The 17,426-nt window shown below is 74.8% G+C and carries 16 protein-coding genes; 11 read left to right on the forward strand and 5 right to left on the reverse strand.

The window, feature by feature from the left end:
• Positions 1–65: 65 nt before the first annotated feature.
• Positions 66–1,073 carry an asparaginase gene (locus ACI79P_RS15950; RefSeq protein WP_456582029.1) on the forward strand — a complete coding sequence of 336 codons (1,008 nt, stop codon included), beginning with the start codon at positions 66–68 and terminating at the stop codon, positions 1,071–1,073.
• Positions 1,070–1,948 carry a polysaccharide deacetylase family protein gene (locus ACI79P_RS15955; protein ID WP_456582030.1) on the forward strand — a complete coding sequence of 293 codons (879 nt, stop codon included), beginning with the start codon at positions 1,070–1,072 and terminating at the stop codon, positions 1,946–1,948. The genes ACI79P_RS15950 and ACI79P_RS15955 overlap by 4 nt, the downstream gene beginning before the upstream one ends.
• Here the strand turns inward: ACI79P_RS15955 and ACI79P_RS15960 are convergent.
• Positions 1,945–3,132: an MFS transporter gene (locus ACI79P_RS15960; protein WP_456582031.1), complete on the reverse strand. Its 1,188-nt coding sequence runs from the start codon at positions 3,130–3,132 to the stop codon at positions 1,945–1,947. The two genes, ACI79P_RS15955 and ACI79P_RS15960, sit on opposite strands and share 4 nt — an antisense overlap.
• 42 nt (positions 3,133–3,174) lie before the next feature.
• Between ACI79P_RS15960 and ACI79P_RS15965 the strand changes: the two genes are divergently transcribed.
• Entirely contained in the window at positions 3,175–3,774 is a 600-nt protein-coding gene (locus ACI79P_RS15965; protein WP_456582032.1) for a TetR/AcrR family transcriptional regulator, read from the forward strand.
• 85 nt (positions 3,775–3,859) lie between these two features.
• Here the strand turns inward: ACI79P_RS15965 and ACI79P_RS15970 are convergent, their stop codons facing one another.
• Positions 3,860–4,792 (reverse strand): sugar phosphate isomerase/epimerase family protein, encoded by a 933-nt coding sequence (locus ACI79P_RS15970; protein WP_456582033.1) that lies wholly within the window; start codon positions 4,790–4,792, stop codon positions 3,860–3,862.
• A 285-nt stretch (positions 4,793–5,077) separates the two neighbouring features.
• Between ACI79P_RS15970 and ACI79P_RS15975 the strand changes: the two genes are divergently transcribed.
• Positions 5,078–5,551 (forward strand): hypothetical protein, encoded by a 474-nt coding sequence (locus ACI79P_RS15975; RefSeq protein ID WP_456582034.1) that lies wholly within the window; start codon positions 5,078–5,080, stop codon positions 5,549–5,551.
• A gap of 14 nt (positions 5,552–5,565) precedes the next feature.
• Here the strand turns inward: ACI79P_RS15975 and ACI79P_RS15980 are convergent, their stop codons facing one another.
• Complete coding sequence (locus tag ACI79P_RS15980; RefSeq protein WP_456582035.1) at positions 5,566–6,060, reverse strand: GbsR/MarR family transcriptional regulator; 495 nt, start codon at positions 6,058–6,060, stop codon at positions 5,566–5,568.
• Positions 6,061–6,135: 75 nt separating this feature from the next.
• Here ACI79P_RS15980 and ACI79P_RS15985 point away from each other — a divergent pair, with 75 nt between their 5' ends.
• The 4 genes from ACI79P_RS15985 to ACI79P_RS16000 all read left to right on the forward strand — a co-directional run bounded on the left by ACI79P_RS15985 (position 6,136) and on the right by ACI79P_RS16000 (position 11,640).
• Entirely contained in the window at positions 6,136–7,056 is a 921-nt protein-coding gene (locus ACI79P_RS15985; RefSeq protein WP_456582036.1) for an ABC transporter ATP-binding protein, read from the forward strand.
• Positions 7,053–8,705 (forward strand): ABC transporter permease, encoded by a 1,653-nt coding sequence (locus ACI79P_RS15990; RefSeq protein WP_456582037.1) that lies wholly within the window; start codon positions 7,053–7,055, stop codon positions 8,703–8,705. The genes ACI79P_RS15985 and ACI79P_RS15990 overlap by 4 nt, the downstream gene beginning before the upstream one ends.
• 194 nt (positions 8,706–8,899) lie before the next feature.
• Complete coding sequence (locus tag ACI79P_RS15995) at positions 8,900–10,552, forward strand: peroxidase family protein (protein WP_456582038.1); 1,653 nt, start codon at positions 8,900–8,902, stop codon at positions 10,550–10,552.
• A gap of 134 nt (positions 10,553–10,686) precedes the next feature.
• A complete protein-coding gene (locus ACI79P_RS16000; protein WP_456582039.1) occupies positions 10,687–11,640 on the forward strand; it encodes a UDP-glucuronic acid decarboxylase family protein in 954 nt (317 codons plus the stop codon).
• 61 nt (positions 11,641–11,701) lie between these two features.
• On the opposite strand, the gene ACI79P_RS16005 is transcribed toward ACI79P_RS16000, so the two are convergent.
• Both ACI79P_RS16005 and ACI79P_RS16010 read right to left on the reverse strand, forming a co-directional pair.
• Positions 11,702–12,619, reverse strand: a complete 918-nt coding sequence (locus ACI79P_RS16005; RefSeq protein ID WP_456582040.1) for a Wzz/FepE/Etk N-terminal domain-containing protein — start codon at positions 12,617–12,619, stop codon at positions 11,702–11,704.
• 54 nt (positions 12,620–12,673) lie between these two features.
• Complete coding sequence (locus ACI79P_RS16010; RefSeq protein WP_456582041.1) at positions 12,674–13,546, reverse strand: sulfotransferase domain-containing protein; 873 nt, start codon at positions 13,544–13,546, stop codon at positions 12,674–12,676.
• Positions 13,547–13,694: 148 nt separating this feature from the next.
• On the opposite strand from ACI79P_RS16010, the gene ACI79P_RS16015 reads away from it, so the two are divergent.
• Genes ACI79P_RS16015 through ACI79P_RS16025 form a run of 3 tightly spaced genes read left to right on the forward strand, consistent with a single transcriptional unit; the run spans position 13,695 to position 17,415 of the window.
• Positions 13,695–15,098: a hypothetical protein gene (locus ACI79P_RS16015; RefSeq protein ID WP_456582042.1), complete on the forward strand. Its 1,404-nt coding sequence runs from the start codon at positions 13,695–13,697 to the stop codon at positions 15,096–15,098.
• Positions 15,095–16,492, forward strand: coding sequence for a lipopolysaccharide biosynthesis protein (locus tag ACI79P_RS16020; RefSeq protein WP_456582043.1), 1,398 nt, complete (start codon positions 15,095–15,097; stop codon positions 16,490–16,492). The genes ACI79P_RS16015 and ACI79P_RS16020 overlap by 4 nt, the downstream gene beginning before the upstream one ends.
• Entirely contained in the window at positions 16,489–17,415 is a 927-nt protein-coding gene (locus ACI79P_RS16025; RefSeq protein ID WP_456582044.1) for a sulfotransferase family protein, read from the forward strand. Before ACI79P_RS16020 ends, ACI79P_RS16025 begins: the two co-directional genes overlap by 4 nt.
• The last annotated feature ends 11 nt before the right edge of the window (positions 17,416–17,426 follow it).

The following is a 17,426-nucleotide window of genomic DNA, read 5'->3' on the forward strand; positions in this document are numbered from 1 at the left end:
GCGGGGGCGGCCGCCGGGGCAGGGTCGGGGAGACGTCGACGCGACGAAGGCTGCCGGGAGGACGAGTGCGCATCCACCTGCTCGCGACGGGCGGGACGATCGCCAGCCGGCGCGGACCCGGCGGGCTGGCCTCGGTCACCCCCGCCGCCGATCTCCTCGCCGCCGCGGGCACGCCGACGGGGCTGACGGTGACGACCAGCGACCTCAGCACCGTGGGCAGCTTCGCTCTGACGACCGCGCATCTGCGGGGGCTCGTCGCGGAGGTGCGCCGGTGCCTGGCCGACGGCGTCGACGGCGTCGTCGTCACGCACGGAACCGACACCATGGAGGAGTCGGCGTTCCTCGCGGACCTGGTCCACGACGACCCGCGGCCGGTCGTCTTCACCGGCGCCCAGCGCCCCTTCGACTCCCCCGCCCCCGACGGTCCGCGCAACCTCGCCGACGCCCTGCGCGTGGCCGGCGCGCCGGTGGCCCGAGGCGCCGGGGCCCTGCTGCTGTTCGACGGCCTCGCCTTCGCAGCGCGCGGGGTGCGCAAGGTGGAGACCCTGCGCAGCGGCGCCTTCGCCGCGCCGGGCCGCGGCCCGGTGCTCCGGGTGCACGGCGACGCGGTGACGGCGCTGGCCCGTCCGGTTCGCGGCGCCCCCCTCCCCCTCGACCTGGAGGCGGACCTCCCCCGCGTGGACGTCGTCCCGCTCTACCTGGGCACCGACGACGTGCTGCTCCGCGCCGCGGTGGCGGCCGGCGCGGCCGGCCTCGTGCTGCAGGCGTTCGGTGCGGGCAACGCGACCCCGGCGGTGGCGGCCGCCGTGGCGGAGCTGGCCGCCGGGGGCATGCCGGTGCTGGTGTGCTCCCGCGTCCCGTCGGGCCCGGTCGCCCCGCTCTACACCGGGGGCGGGGGCGCCGACCTCGCCCGGGACGGCGCGCTGCTCGCCGGTGACCTGAGCCCGTGGCAGGCCCGCCTGCTGCTCGCCGCCGCCCTCGCCGTCGCCCCCGACGACCCGCTGGCGCTCGTCGCCGGCCACCTGGCAGCCGGCGACCCGGCACCGGACCGAGTGGATGGAGAGCAGGGATGAGCAAGGAGATCTTCGTGGCCTTCGGCGTCGACGTCGACGCCGTCGGTGGCTGGCTCGGCTCGTACGGCGGGGAGGACTCCCCCGACGACATCTCCCGCGGCGTCTTCGCCGGCGAGGTGGGCGTGCCGCGTCTGCTGGAGCTGTTCCGCCGCCGGGAGCTGCCGACCACCTGGTTCTGGCCCGGCCACTCGATCGAGACGTTCCCGGAGGAGTTCGACGCCTGCGTCGCCGCCGGCCACGAGATCGGCGTCCACGGCTACAGCCACGAGAACCCGATCGCGATGAGCCGCGAGCAGGAGCAGGCGGTGCTCGACCGCTGCATCGCGCTGATCGAGGAGCGGACCGGCCGCCGGCCGACCGGCTACGTGGCCCCGTGGTGGGAGTTCAGCGGCGTCACCAACGAGCTGCTGCTCGAGCGGGGGATCACCTACGACCACTCGCTCATGCACCGGGACTTCGAGCCCTACTACGTCCGGGTCGGTGACTCCTGGACGAAGATCGACTACGACGCCCCGGCGGAGAGCTGGATGGAGCCGCTGGTCCGCGGGGAGGAGACCGACCTCGTCGAGATCCCGGCGAACTGGTACCTCGACGACCTGCCGCCGATGATGTTCATCAAGTCCAGCCCGAACAGCCACGGCTTCGTCAACCCGCGGGACATCGAGCAGATGTGGCGGGACCAGTTCGACTGGGTGCACCGCGAGATGGACTACGCGGCGTTCACCATGACCATCCACCCCGACGTCTCCGGGCGCCCGCAGGTGCTGCTGATGCTCGAGCGGCTCATCGACCACATCAACGGTCACGACGGCGTCCGCTGGGCGACCTTCGACGAGATCGCGCAGGACTTCCTCCGTCGCTCGCCCCGCGGCTAGCGCCGGCTCCGGGCCTGCTCCCGCGAGCCGGCGGCGATCACCCCCGCCCACCCGGGGGGCGCGGCGGCGCCGGCGCCGAGGAGCACCGTCGCGGCCGCGACCAGCAGAGCCGCCGGGAGCCCGGGGCCCGCGGCCACCCCACCGAGCGCCACGGCGCCGAGCGCCTGGCCGGCGGTGAGGCCCACGAAGAGGAATGCCGCGGCGGCCGCGGCACCGTCGGGGCGGGCGCGAGCGCCCCAGGCGATCAGCACGCCGCTGAGCGCCACGAAGGCACCGCCGAAGACCGCCAGGGCGATGCCGGCGAGCCACGGGACGCCGGGCCGGACGGCGAGCAGCGCGGAGGCCGCCGCCGCCAGGACCAGGGCGGCGCGCCAGGCAGCGCGCACCCCGTACCGCTCGACCAGCGCGCCGCTGACCCCGCCGAGCAACCCCGCCGCGCCCAGGACGCACCACAGCGCCCCGCTCACCCCGGCGGACAGCTCACCCGCCCCGGTCAGCAGGTCCCGCCCGAACGTCCAGACGCCGGCGCACCCCGCGCCCGCGAGGACCGCGGCCACGGTGGGCCGGCCGAGCCCGCGCCAGGGCCGGCCGGCCGGGTGGGGCAGCGCGCCGGGCCCCGGCCAGCGGGCCGCCCGGTCGGCGGCCCAGGTCACCAGCACCGCCAGGACGGCGAACACCAGCCAGGCCTCCCGCCAGGCCGCCGGGGCGGCGAGCACCAGCAGGCCGCCGGCCACCACGCCGGCTCCCGTGCCGCTGTTGACCACGCCCTGGGCTCGCCCCTCGCTCGCGGGCGGGACGGAGGCGGCGATCGCGGCGACCAGCGCGGGTGTCGCGGCGCCCGCCCCGCTGCCGGCGATCAGCACCCCGACCGCGAGCACCGCGGTGCCCGGTGCGGCGGCGACCACCACGGACCCGGCCGCGGCGCTGCCACCGGCGGCCCACAGCGCGGCCCGCCCGTGGCCGCGCGCGACCAGGAGGGGCGCCAGCAGCGCGGCGACGCAGTAGGCCAGGTAACCCCCCGCCGCGAGGGCACCCGCGGTGTCGCCCGAGAAGCCGAACTCGGCCCGGAACTGCGGCAGGTAGAGGCCGAACCCGTACCGGGCGAGTCCGTAGGTGACGGCGATGACGGCGAGACCGGCGCCGATCAGCACAGCAGGGCGCACCGGGGCGGCGCGGTCGGACATACGTAACGATCGTTTCGCCATAACGCTCGTTACCGTAGTGCCGTGCCCCGGACCCCCGCGACCGCGACGGCGCGGGAGCGGCTGCTCTCGGCCGCGGCCGAGCTCTTCTACGAGTCGGGCATCGCCGCGACGGGCGTCGACGCCGTGCTGCGGCGGGCCGGCGTCTCCCCGGCCACCATGTACGCCCACTTCGCCGGCAAGGACGCGCTCGTGGCCGCCTACCTGGAGCAGCGGCACCACCGGTGGCGCGCGGTGTGGGACGAGGTCCTCGCCGACCGGGACGACCCTCGCGACCGGCTCCTGTCCGTGTTCGACGCGCTCGCCCGCTACCGGGAGAGGTCGGGTGACCGCCGGGGCTGCGGATTCCTGGCCGCCGCCACGGAGCTGCCGGCCGGCCATCCCGGCCAGGTGTGGCTGGCGGCGGACACCGCGTTCCTCACCGGGCGGTTGCAGGACCTCGCGGGCACCGCCGGCGCCGACCGGCCGGCGGAGCTCGCCGCGGACCTCCTGCTGCTCTACGACGGCGCGCTGGCCGGGCTCGCCAGACGGGCGACCACCCCGGGGCCGATCGGCGACGACCCCCTCGGCCGCGCCCGCGCCACCGCGCGCCTGGTCCTGGCGACCCGGCTCCCCGACCGGTGAACCGCTGCCGCCGTCCGCCCCGACGGCGCACGAGAGGGGCGGCCCCCGGAGTGCGGAGCCGCCCCTCTCGTGCGTGCCGGATGCGTCAGCGGGTGGAGCAGATGAGGTACGCGAAGCCCTCCTGAGCGGCCTCGAAGGGGTCGTAGGTCGGGTCGCCGAAGCGGGGGTCGTGCTCGACGACGTAGTACCGGGTGCTGCCGCCGGCCGCCCGGAAGATCTCCGAGAAGTCGATGTCACCGCGGCCGACGATCTCGATCCGCCGGTCCATGTCCTCGTTCAGGTCCTTGACGTGGAAGAGCCGGATCCGGTTGCCGTACTCCCGGATGACGTCGATCGGGTCGACACCCGCGAAGACCGCCCAGTACAGGTCGAGCTGGGAGACGACGTGCCGCCGCTCGGAGTGCTGCATCAGGATGTCGAAGGCGGTCCGGTCACCGAAGGTGGTCTCGAACTCCCAGTCGTGGTTGTGGATCATCAGCCACTGGCCGGCCTTGCGGGCCTGCTCGCCGACCGTGTCGAGGTACTCGGCGTAGGCGATCCACTCGGCCTCCGTCTCGAGCTGCGGGGTGGCGCCGGAGCCGAAGTACTGCACACCCAGGACGCGGTTCTCCTGGAGGATCTGCCCGATGTCCGCCGGCTCGTCGGGGGTGCCGACGTCGACGTGCCGCCCGGAGGCCTTGAGCCGGTACTCGCGCAGGAGCTCCGCGTACTCCTCCGCCGACATGCCGCTCAGGGTGAAGGGCTCGACGTTCCGGTAGCCCATCTCGCTGAGCCGGCGGAGGACCTCCTCGTGCCGGGCCTGCGTGGCCTCGTCGGTGCCGAAGCCGATGTGCTCGGCGAAGGTCCACAGCTGGATGGAGACCATGCGTGCCGGCACCGCCCGGTCGACGCAGTCGGAGCTCCCGTGCCCTCGGGTCGAGGGCGGAGCCGCGCTCGCCGTGCCGACGAGGCCGAGGAACAGCAGTGAGGTCAGGGCGGCGAACAGCACTGCCCGCAGGGGGCGGTGGCTTCTCTTCAAGGTCGTGGATCCTCTCGAGTGGGGTGGCGATCGCTCGTCGTCGACCGCAGTCCGCGTGACCCGTGCCGCCCGCTGCGGAGCCCGTCGGGGCTCCCGACCGTCACCGGTGGTTCCACGCCTGCGCCGAAGACTGTGTGCTGCGCCACAGAAGCTAGCAACACTTCTGCGCGACGGAAAACGGAAGTCCGGTCAACCCTGGGCGGATGTCGGCCGGTCTCGCAGCCGCTCGGGAAAGCGCTGGTCATGCGGGCGAGAGCGGGCGCCGGGAGAGGGCAGGATGGCGGCATGAGCACCCCTCCGATGCGCTCCCGGGTGGGCCAGGCCCTGCTGGGCGGGGCCACCACCGCGCTGTACTACGCCCTGCCCGACCTCATCCCCTCCCGCACCGGCCGCGTCTGGGCGAAGGCGGCCCTGATGGTCGCCTCGCTGGCCGCGTCGGCCCCGGAGCTGCGGGCGGCGCGGAAGGCCGTGCGCGAGGTCCGCGAGGAGGTGCGGCCGGCGCAGGCGTTCCGCTCTCTCCCCGCGCGCAGCAAGGCGGCTCTCATCGGCATCGGCGTCACCGCGCTGGCGGCCTCGACCGCCGGCGTGGTGGTCGGCGAGCGGTGGGCCTTCCGCCGCGGGCAGGCGCGGGCAGCCGCCGGCAAGCGGTGGCCGCACGCCGGCCCGGCGCTGGTGTACGGCGCGCTGGCGAGCACGCTCTGGCTCTCCCCTCCCCCGCCGGCCACGGACGCCGCGACCGGCGGCGGGCCACCTGCCTGATCCCGAGGGGCTCGTCAGCCCAGCCGGCGCTCGCGCTCCTCGGGCCAGCGCGTGACCGCGTCGGCCAGGACCTCGTGCAGGAAGGCGAGGAACTCGCGGGTCTCGGCGAGCCGGCGCCCGCCCGGTCGATCGGTCCCGAGCAGGTCGATGCCGGACCCGACGACGTCCTGGAAGCGCTGCAGGGCCTGCAGCTCGGCGGAGACGAACCGGGTCCACAGGTGGGCGTCGTCCAGGACGTACAGGTCGCTGCGGGTACCCGGCTCCCGCTCGCGGACGAGGAAGCCGATCTGCACGAGCTGGCGGACCGCCCCGCTGATCGCCGCGGGGCTGACCTGCAGCCCTTCGGCCAGCTCGGCGGCCGTGTAGCGGTCGGCGTCGTCGGCCAGCGCGTAGGCGAAGACCCGGGCCGGCATGGGCTGCATGCCCGACTCGCGCAGCACCAGGGCGAACCGCTCCACGAAGCGCAGGAGCGTCGCCCGCTCCGCGTCGGTGTTCTCCGCGACCGTCACGCCGCCCACGGTACCCGAAGCGTCGGAGAATCAATGACCTTCACAAATTCGTGAAGGATCTGTAGCTTCGCCCGCATGACAGCGATCTCGGTCTCCGGACTGGTCAAGACCTTCGGAGCGACCCGCGCGCTGGACGGGCTGGACCTCGAGGTGGCGACGGGTGAGGTGCACGGCTTCCTCGGCCCGAACGGCTCGGGGAAGTCCACCACCATCCGCGTGCTGCTGGGCCTGCTGCGTCCCGACTCCGGGCGCGTGCGGCTGCTGGACGGCGACCCGTGGCGGGACGCCGTCGCGCTGCACCGCCGCCTCGCCTACGTGCCCGGCGACGTGACGCTGTGGCCGACCATCTCCGGCGGCGAGTCGATCGACCTCCTCGGCCGCCTCCGGGGCGGGCTGGACCCGCGCCGACGCGCCGAGCTGCTCGACCGCTTCGACCTCGACCCCCGCAAGAAGGCGCGCACCTACTCCAAGGGCAACCGCCAGAAGGTCGCCCTGGTGGCCGCGCTGGCCTCGGACGCCGAGCTGCTCGTGCTCGACGAGCCGACCTCGGGCCTCGACCCGCTGATGGAGGCGGTGTTCCAGGAGTGCATCCGGGAGGTGCGCGCCGAGGGGCGCACCGTGCTCCTGTCCAGCCACATCCTGGCCGAGGCCGAGGCCTTGTGCGACCGGGTGAGCATCATCCGCCACGGCGCGACGGTGCAGAGCGGCAGCCTCGAGGAGCTGCGCCACCTGACCCGCACGGCCATCACGGTGGAGACGGCCCGCCCGGCCACCGGTGTGGACACCCTGGCCGGCGTGCACGACCTGCGGCACGAGGAGGGCCGGCTGCGGTTCGACGTCGACACCGACGCTCTGGACGGCGCCCTCCGCCACCTCACCGGCTTCGGCGTCGTGAGCCTCACGAGCACGCCCCCGACGCTGGAGGAGCTCTTCCTGCGGCACTACGGCGACGAGCTCGCCGAGGACGCCGCCGCGCGTGAGCCGGTGCGGTCGTGAGCACCCAGCTGTCCGAGGCCGCCGCCCGCCCCGCGGCGCCGCCACGGAGCGGCCGCTCGTCCACCACCGCCGGAACGGGGGCGCTGCTCCGCTTCGCGCTCCGCCGCGACCGCGTCCGACTGCCGGTCTGGATCGCCGCCGGCGCGTCGATGGTGGCGCTGCAGTCGGTCTCCAGCCAGTCCTTCTACGACTCCCCCGGTGCGCTGGCCGCCTACCGCGCCTCGGTGGGGAGCAACGCCGCGACCATCGCGCTCGGCGGGCCGCCGGTCGGGCTCGACACGGTCGCCGGCGCCGTCGCCTTCGAGATCTCGGCGACGGTGATGCTCATCGCCGCCCTGATGGCGATGTTCACCGTCACCCGGCACACCCGTGCCGACGAGGAGGCCGGGCGCACCGAGCTGATCCGGTCCGCGCAGGTCGGCCGGCACGCGCCGCTGCTCGCCGCGGTGCTGCTCTCCGCCCTCGCCTGCGCCCTCTTCGCCGTCGCCGTGGGGGTCGGCGCCACGGTCACCGGCCTGCCGGCCGCGGGCTCGTTCGTCCTCGGCGCCTCCTTCGGGGCCTGCGGGCTGGTCTTCACCGGGATCACCGCCGTCGCCGTGCAGGTCACCGGGCACACCCGGTCGGTCTACGGCCTCGTGGGAGGCGCGTTCGCGGTGTCCTTCGTGTTGCGCGCCATCGGCGACATCCAGGGCAACTGGGTCGTCTGGACCTCGCCGATCGGCTGGGCGCAGGCCACCCACCCGTGGTCCGCGAACGCGCTCGCGCCGCTGCTGCTGTGCGGAGCCGTGGCCGCCGGGCTGACCCTGGCCGGGTTCGCCATGCTCGACCGGCGCGACCTCGGCGCCGGGCTGACCCAGCCGCGCCCGGGCCGCGCCGGGGCGCCGCGGTCGCTGCGCTCGCCGCTGGGACTCGCCGTGCGGCTGCAGCGCGGGGCGTTCCTCGCCTGGGCGCTGGGCCTGGCCGCGCTGGGCCTGGTCTACGGCGCGCTCGCCGAGTCGGTCGAGACGCTGGTCGCCGGCAACGAGCAGGCCCTCGAGATGTTCGGGAACCCCGACGTCGGCGACCTCGTCGACGCCTACCTCGGCACCACGTTCAGCATCACCGCGCTGCTGGCCGCCGCGTACGCGGTGTCGGCGGTCCTGCGGGCGCGCAGCGAGGAGTCCGAGCACCGCGCCGAGCCGGTGCTGGCGACGGCCACCAGCCGGGCGGCCTGGCTGGGCAGCCACGTCGCCGTCGCCCTGGCCGGCTCCGCCCTGGCGATGGCGGCCTCCGGCGTGACCACGGGGATCGTGCGCGTCCTCCAGACCGGCGAGTCCGCCGCGTCCGGCCGGATGCTGGCCGCCGCGGTGGCGTACGTGCCGGCGGTCTGGGTGGTCGCCGGCCTCGCCGTCGCGCTGTTCGGCCTCCTCCCCCGGGCGGCGACGGCGCTGGCCTGGACCGCCGTGGGGCTCTTCCTGGTGATCACGATGTTCGCCGAGTCCTTCGACTGGCCGGGCTGGGTCGGCGACCTCTCCCCCGTCGCCTGGGTGCCGCTCATGCCGCTGGAACCGTGGACCGCCGGCCCCGTGCTCGGGCTCCTCGCCGTCGCCGCCGCCCTGCTCGGCGTCGGCTTCGCGGGCTTCCGCCGCCGTGACCTGGCGACCGGCTAGCACCGGCGCCCCCCAGATCTAGGGGTCGGCCGACCCCCACGGTCGCGTCTGCCGCTGCCACCTCCGCGCTGGTGATGCTCGTCCCGTCACGGGCCGCGGGGCCCGGATCACGCACGGAGGCGATGAGGGTGGAGACGGAGCACCGGGTTGCGGGCGGCGGGTGCCCGTTCAGCGGGGCCGGCCAGGAGCGGGGGGTGGCCCGGCGCGGGTTCCTCGCCGGTGCGCTGGCCGTGGCGGTCGCGCCCGTCGTCGGGGGGATCGGGGGCACCGCCCGCGCCGAGGAGCTGACGACCACCGACCCGGTCACCGATCCCACCGCGCCGGTGACCGAGGGGCCCGCCGAGACGGCCGCGCACGCCGTCGGCGACCCGCGCGGCGCAGAGGTCGCCGCCCGTGTCGACCGGAACCTCGAGGCCCGGTTCGGGCTGATGTTCAAGGATCTGCCGCCCTTCGCGCCCACCGACGGGCTGCTGCTGTGGCTCGCGGCGAGCATGAACGACGGCAAGGCCCCGCTCTCCGACGTGAAGGACAGCGACGTCGCTTTCGACAACCCCGGTATCCCGGCCGGCTACATCTACTTCGGCCAGTTCGTCGACCACGACATGACCCTGGACAAGACGCCGCTGACCCACCGGCTGCAGGACCCGATGGCCATGAAGAACTACGACACCCCGTGGTTCGACCTCGGGAGCGTCTACGGCAAGGGCATCAAGGGCAGCCCCCAGCTCTACGACCCCGCGCGCTACGGCTACCTGCGGGTGTGGGAGCACGACGGGCTGGTGGACCTGCCCCGCGACGACGTCGGCGCCGCCTACCTCGGCGACCCGCGCAACGACGAGAACCTCATCGTCGCCCAGCTGCACACCGTCTTCCTCCGGCTGCACAACAGCTTCATGGACCAGGGCATGACCTACGCCCAGGCCCGGCAGCAGACCCGCTGGCACTACCAGTGGCTGATCGTGAACGACTACCTGCCGCGCATCGTCGGCAAGCCGTTGGTCAGCAGCCTGATCAAGCGCGACGGGACGATCAAGTTCACCGGCACGCTCTACCAGCCCGGGAACCCGCTGAACCCCTACATGCCGATCGAGTACTCCGGGGCGGCCTACCGGTTCGGGCACAGCATGATCCGCGCGGAGTACGAGATGCAGGACGGCCACACCGTCCCGATCTTCGGCGCCGACGGCTACGAGGACCTGCGCGGCAACCGGCCGATCCCCGAGAACCTCTGGTGCGACTGGAACTACTTCTTCGACATCCCGGGGCTCTCGTCGCCGGACGACCGCAACATGGCGCGGCTGATCGACTCCCAGCTGTCGCTGCCGCTGTTCACGCTCCCGTCCACCGTCGTGGCGCCCACCAGCAAGGCGATCGTCGCGCTCGCCGAGCGCAACCTCCTGCGCGGCAAGCGGCTCGGGCTGCCCTGCGGTCAGGACGTCGCCACCGCCATGGGCGTCACCCCGCTCACCAACGCCGAGCTCGGGCTCAAGCAGCCGGGCTGGGACGGCAAGGCCCCGCTCTGGTACTACGTGCTCAAGGAGGCCGAGCTGGTCAACGGCGGCCGCCGGCTGGGCCCGGTCGGCGGCCGGATCGTCGCCGAGACCATCCTCGGCATCATGGCCCTGGACCCCGACTCGTACTTCAACCGCCGCCCGTCCTTCCAGTGGCAGGAGAAGAAGACGATCGGCGACCTGATCCTCCTCGCCGGCGCGCTCGACCCGCGCTCGCGGATCGTCCAGCCGGAGGACGAGGTCGTGGAGGTCGGCGCCCTCCCGCTCGAGCCGGAGGAGGAGATCAACCCGGAGGCGACCTCCCCGGTCGGCTCGGAGAACCTCCTCACCCCCTGACGTCCGGGATCGCTCGCGGTGAGGGGTCCCGCCCCGTGATCGCCGTGCCGCCCCGGCCAGGGCCCCACGGGGCCGCCGGCCGGGCTACGGTGCCCGACCACGGATCGCCTGCTGCAGGAGGAGAGGACCGACCGATGTCCCGTGCTGTCGTGACCGGCGGGGCCGGCTTCCTCGGGTCGCACCTGTGCGAAGCGCTGCTCGACCGCGACATCGACGTCCTGTGCCTCGACAACTTCCTGACCGGCACGCCGGCCAACGTCGCGCACCTCCTGGAGCGACCGGGCTTCCGGCTGGTACGGGCCGACGTCACCGACTTCATCCACGTGCCGGGGCCGGTCGACCACGTCCTGCACTTCGCCTCCCCGGCCTCCCCGATCGACTACGCCGAGCTGCCCATCCACACGATGAAGGTCGGCTCGATCGGCACCCTGCACTCGCTGGGTCTGGCCAAGGAGAAGAACGCCCGCTTCCTCCTCGCCTCCACGTCGGAGACCTACGGCGACCCGCTGGTCCACCCTCAGCCGGAGAGCTACTGGGGCAACGTCAACCCGGTGGGGCCGCGGGGGGTCTACGACGAGGCCAAGCGGTTCGCGGAGGCGCTGACGTCGGCCTACCGGCGCACCCACGGCGTCGACACGGCCATCGTGCGCATCTTCAACACCTACGGCCCCCGGATGCGACCACGAGACGGCCGGGCCATCCCCACGTTCATCCGGCAGGCCCTGGCCGGGGAGCCGATCACCGTGGCCGGTGACGGCAACCAGACCCGGTCCGTCTGCTACGTCAGCGACCTCGTCGAGGGGCTCGTCCGCTTCCTGCTCTCGTCGGAGCCGGGACCGATGAACATCGGCAATCCGCACGAGTTCCCGGTCATCGACCTGGCCCGGCGCATCAGGGAGCTGACCGGTTCGGGCTCGCCGATCGACTTCATCCCCCGCCCCGAGGACGACCCGACGGTCCGCCAGCCCGACATCGGCCTCGCCCGCCGGACGCTGGGCTGGGAGCCGCAGGTCTCCCTCGACGAGGGCCTCAAGCGCACCATCGACTGGTTCTCCACGCATCCGGACGTCGTGCGCGCCACCCGGTGACGGGTGACGGGGAACGGCCCCTCGGACCGTCGGCCCAGCAGGGGGGCGAGGGCAGCGCCCCTCAGCGGCGGCTCAGCGCCTGCGCCGCCGCGACCGCGCCCCCCGCGAGCACCAGGCCCGCGACCACCCCGACCAGCAGGTTGCGCCGGAGCGATCCGTCCGCCCGCTCCTCCGGCAGCTCGGCCGCACTGCTGATGTAGGCGAGCGCCTCGGGGTTCTCCATCACCCGCAGGTCGACCTCCAGGCTCGCGATCTGGGTGTTGAGCCGGCGCAGCTCCGTCTCCACCGGGTCGAGCTCCGAGCTGAGCGTCCGCTGGATCGCCAGCCGCTGGTTGAGCAGCCGGGAGAGCTCGACCGGGTCGGTCTCCACGGCCACCGCCTCGTCCAGCGCGGCCACCGGCTGGAGGATCTCCTGCTGCCGCGCCTGGAGCGCGTCGCGGTCGGCGATCAGCAGGTCCCGCAGCGCGGCGGTCTCCGCGACGTCGCTCGCGTGACGGGTCGCCACGTAGGTCTCGGCCCACGTCTGCGCCGCGTCCCGGGCGGCGTCCGCGGCGCCGGCCTCGGCGACGAACAGCAGCGAGCTGGACTCGGCGGCGGCGCGCACCTCGACCTCGGCCTCTCCCCCGGCGGCCTCGGCGGCGAGCTGCTGGAACTCGTCGCCGCTCACGTAGACGAGCTCCGCCCCCGGGGAGCGGATCAGGGCGCCGGCCGAGGTCCCGCCGGTCCGAGGGAAGAGCTGGCGGCTGTCCTCGGTCCGGACCAGCACCTCCGCGTCCGACCGGTACACGGGGCCGAGGACGAACAGGGAGCCCACCGCGACCACCAGCACGACGAGGAAGGTGGCCAGCGCCACCCACCAGTAGCGCCGGAGCGCGGCGAGGTACTCGACGAGCCCGGATCGCGTGGCGTCGTCCCGGTGGGTGCCGCCACTGCGGTCCGCGGTCGGGTGCGACGTTCCGTCAGGCGCGGTCTCCAGCACGGCGGTGAACGTACCGGCAACTCACGGGTTCCTGTGGTCTCGGTCGCATCACGATCACCAGGCGCCCAGCGACCGGCCGAGCACCGCGGCGAGGTCGTCGTTCGGTCCGGCGAAGCGTTCGCGCAGCCCGGCGGCGGTCTCGGGCGCCATGGGCGGGTAGGTCGCCGGCCCCTCGTTCAGCCGGTTCACCAGGTGGCGGGCGCGGTACAGCATGCGGCTGGGGACACGGGCGACGAGCCGGCGGGCGGGGCTCCCGGGCCGCTGCACGGCGAGGAAGGCCCGGGCGAACCACGCCGACCGGGGCGACCTGCCCTGGTTGTGACCCGCCGTCGCGTCCGGCGTGTGCGGGGCGAGGCCGGCCAGGTCGAACAGCTCCGCGCAGACTCCTGCCGCGTCGGCGCGCAGGTCGTCGGAGAGGTAGACGCGGAGCCGCTCCGGCGGCACGCTCCCCAGGAGCGCCCGCACGTGCGGCGCGTAGACCCCGTTCCCGACGTACTGCATGTCGCGGGCCTGCGGCGGTGCGCTCACCGCCCGGCCCGCCTCCCGCGCCAGCCCTTCCTCGAAGGTGGCCGCGTCCTCCCACCCGCGCAGCCGGGCGTAGTGGAAGTGCGAGTACGCGCGCGGCACGGGATCGCGGAGGACGGCGACCACGACCGCGGACGTGGTGTCGACGATGCGGCGCACCGCGTTCGCGTCGTACATGGCCATCGTGTGCTTGGCGACCAGCGGCGCGTCCCCCACCGACGGGGGGAAGTACTTCTCGACGGCGTGCCCCCAGCCGCGGGCGACCTCCTCGTCCCGGCCGAAGAACGGCATCTCCCGGTGCACGTGGCTGCGCACGTCGGGATGCTGGGCCAGGTAGTGGAACAGCGCGGTCGAGCCGCTCTTCGGCGCACCGACGATCATCAGTCTGGGGCCCGGGCGCATCCGCCGGATGCTAGGGGAACCGGCCGGTGTTGCGGAACGGCGGACCTCCCGCAACCCGCTCCGCTGCGTTAGCCTCGCCGACCAACCGTCGCGGGACGGCTCAGGTCGGAGGTGCGGTGGGTCTCTCCCACGACGTGGTGGCGCGGTCGTGATCGCGCCGCTGCTCGCCGTGGCCGCGTCCGCGGTCGTCTGGGTGCTGGTCTACCGCGCTCTGGTGCACCACCCACTCGACGCGATGGCGCTGGTCCTCTACTACCTGGCGCTGCAGCTGCTGTGGCGCCCGCTGGTGCTGGCGGCGGAGCTGGACAGCCCGTTCCCCACGCTGTTGTTCCAGGACCGGGACACCGAGCTCCTCCTGCTGCGCGGCCAGGCGGTCGTCGTGCTCTTCCTGGTCGCACTGTGGGCCGGCGCCCGGCTGACCACCCCCCTCGTCCGGCCGGTGTCGGTGCTCTTCCCGCAGCTGCGCGGACCCCTGCCGCCGCAGATGCTGGTCGTCCTCGCCGTCGTCCTGACCGCCGCCGCCTCCGCCGTCACCGTGGCCCTGTGGATCCGGTACGGCGGTCCGTCCGGGCTGCTGCAGGCCTCGAAGGTCGACCGGTCCCTGACCGACAGCCGGGCGCTGCGGACCCTTCCCCTGCTGGCCGCGCTGCTGGGCGTGGCGGCCTGGTTCTCGGTGCGCGGCGGCGGCCCGCAGCGCCTGCTGCTCCTGGGGCTCGTCGCGGTGAACGGCTACCTGAGCTGGACCTGGGGCGCCCGCGACGTGCCGGTGCTCTCGGCCGTCGCGCTGCTCGCCGGTGGGCTGATCTTCGGCCGGATCGGACGCCGCGCGGCCCGCCGCCCGGACGGGCAGTGGCTGCGCGACCCCCGCTGGCGCCGCCGCTTCCTGCTGGTGCCCGTGCTGGCCCTGTCGCTGGCCTTCACGCTGCGCGCCGCCCGCGACACGGTGCTCTGGGGCGACCTGGCGCCCACGATCGAGGGGCAGGGCACCGTCCGGCAGGTCGCGGTCGCCACGAACAACACGTTCTACGACGCGCTGCTCCTCTACCTCGACGACTGGCCGGACCGGTTCGACTTCACCGGCGGCTCCGACTTCGTCGACGGCTCGGTCGCCGCGGTGCCCTCGGTGCTGTCCGGCCCGCAGGAGCCCTTCGTCTCCCCCGCCGTGCAGCTGGCCCAGACCTACATCGACCGGAACAACGGCTTCCCGGCGACCCCGGTCGGCGACTGGTACGTGAACCTCGGGTACCCGGGCATCGTGCTCGGCGGCCTGGTGAGCGGCCTCGTCGCCCGGGCCGGTCAGTTCGCGTTCCGCCGGTTCCTGCGCGATCCGCTGGTGTGGGGTTTCAGCCTGGTCTTCATGATCCGGGTCTTCCCGGGTGGCGTCTGGGCGACCTCGGCACCGAAGTGGGTGGCCATCGGCCTGCCGATCATCGCGTTCACCGTGCTGCTCAACCTCTTCCTCCGGCGGGCGCGCGCCGGCGACGAGGGAACGGCGACGCCTCCGCCGGCCGGGGAGGATGCCGCCGCCGGGCGGACGGTGTCCGCCCGGTGACCGCCCCGCTCACCGGTGACAGGGGGCGTGCCGGCGCGCGCCGGTCCCTCCGCCGCGACACGGTCCTGGTCGCCGTCGGCCAGCTCGCCGCCGTCGTCAGCGCCCTGCTCGTCGCCGTGGTCGGGGCGCGCGTCCTCTCCACCGCCGAGTTCGGGGCCCTGTCGTGGGCCCTGAGCTGGCTGACCTTCCTCGCGGTCCTCGCCCAGTTCGGGCTCCCCCAGGTGGCCACCATCGCCGTGGCGCAGCAGGCCCGCCGCACCCACGCGGACCTGCTGCGGCGGCTGGTCCTGGCGCAGGCCGCCGGTGTCCTGGTGACCGCCGCGATCTGGCAGTGGGCGGTCGGCCCGGCCGCGGTCGCGGCCGGCACCCCGGCCACGGCGTACCGGCCGCTGGTGCTGCTCGTGGCGCTGTGGCTGCCGGCGGCGGCCCTCTGCCCCGTGCTGGTCAACGTGCTGCGGGCGCGGAACCGCTTCGGCCTGGCCCTGGTGTTCGGCGAGCACGTCCGCCGGGTGGTGCTCGTGGTGGTCCTGCTGGCCGGCGCCGCCGGCGCCGTCACGACCCTGTCGGCGCGGGCCGCGGTGGCGTGGACGGTCGCGATCGAGACCGCGGTCGTGCTCACCGCCCTGCTGCTGCTGTCCCGCGAGGTGACCCCTGCCGGCCGGCACGCGGCCGGGCGGGCAGCGGACGACGGAACGGCCGGGGAGGTACCGGCGGACGCGACCGAGGGCCGGAAGGGCGACGGTCCGCCGTGGCGGCTGCTGCGCACGGGCAGCGCGTTCGCCGTCGCCTCCCTGGCCTCGGTGACCCTGCCGCAGGCCGGCGTGTGGCTGCTCGCGGTGGTCGCCCCGGTCGAGGAGGTCGCCGTCTTCGCGGTGGCGGTGCGGATCGCCGTCCTGGTCGCCGTCCCGACCGCCATCGGCATGCGCACGCTGGCGCCGCGGGTGGCGGCGGCGTCGGTCGCCGGCCGGCTGGCGACGCTGGCGGAGCCGGTCCGGCGGTTCGCGGTCTGGTCCACCGCGGCGACCGCCGCGGCGGTCGTCCTGCTCGGCGCGACGGGGCAGGTCGTGCTCCCGGCCCTGTTCGGGGCCGAGTACGCCGCCGCCCTGGTGCCGGCCCTGGTGATGGGCGCCGGCGTGCTGGTCAACGCCTGGACCGGGCCGTGCTCGGTCGTCCTCTCCCACGCCGGGCACCAGCGGACCGTCGCGCTCAGCGCCCTGGCGGCGGCGCTGGCGTTCGCCGGCCTGGCCACGTGGTGGGGGGCGGCCTGGGGCGGCACCGGGGTGGCGGCGGCTGCGGCGGTGTCCATGAGCGCCCGCAACCTGCACCTCGCCCGGGCGGCGCACCGGACGCTCGGGATCCGCACGATCGCGCTCCCGCGCGGGGGTGGGTGGTGACCGGACCGCAGTTCCTCGTCATCGGCGCCGCCCGGTCGGGGACGACCGCGCTGTACCAGTACCTCGCCGAGCACCCCGGGCTCTTCCTCACCGAGCCGAAGGAGCCGCACTACTTCGCGCTCGCCGGGACGACGCCGGCGTTCACCGGCCCCGGCGACCGGCAGACCATCAACCGGCTCGCCGTACCGGACCGGGATGCCTATCTGCGGCTGTACCGGGACGCCCGGCCCGACCAGCTCCGCGGCGAGGCGTCGGTGTCGACGATGTACCACCCCGGGGCCGCGGACCGCGTCCGGGAGATGGCCCCCGACGCGCGGCTGGTCTGCCTTCTGCGTGATCCGGTGGACCGGGCGCTCTCCGCCTACGGCTTCATGCGCACCCGCGGCTGGGAGCCCTGCGCGACCTTCGAGGACGCGCTGGCCGACGAGCCGCGCCGGATCGCCGAGGGCTGGCACCACATCTGGCACTACGTCGGCATGAGCCGCTACGGCGAGCAGCTGCGCCGGGTGCTGGAAATCTTCCCGCGCGAGCAGCTCCTGGTCCTGCGGCACGAGGACATGACGGCCGACCCGGACGCCGTCCTCGCCCGGGTCTACGCGCACCTCGGGGTGCCGCCGGTCCCCCGCACCACCACCCCGGACCCGCACCGCTCCGGCGAGCCGCGCAGCCGGTTCCTCGGCCGGGTGGTCAGCACCCACCACCCGCTGAAGAAGCTGGTCTCGCCCCTCCTGCCGACGTCGCTGCGCCACGGGCTGCGGCGGCGGGTCGTCGCCCGCAACATCGTGCGGATCGGCTACCGGCCGGAGACCCGGCGCGCGCTGGTGGCGGACCTCGCCCCCGACCTCGACGTGCTCGAGCAGGTCACCGGCCTGGACGTCGCCGGGTGGCGGGCGCCCGAGCGGCCGGCGGGCGGCCCCGGGTGACCGGCCCGGCC

The sequence above is a fragment of the Blastococcus sp. SYSU DS0510 genome (genome assembly GCF_054050835.1).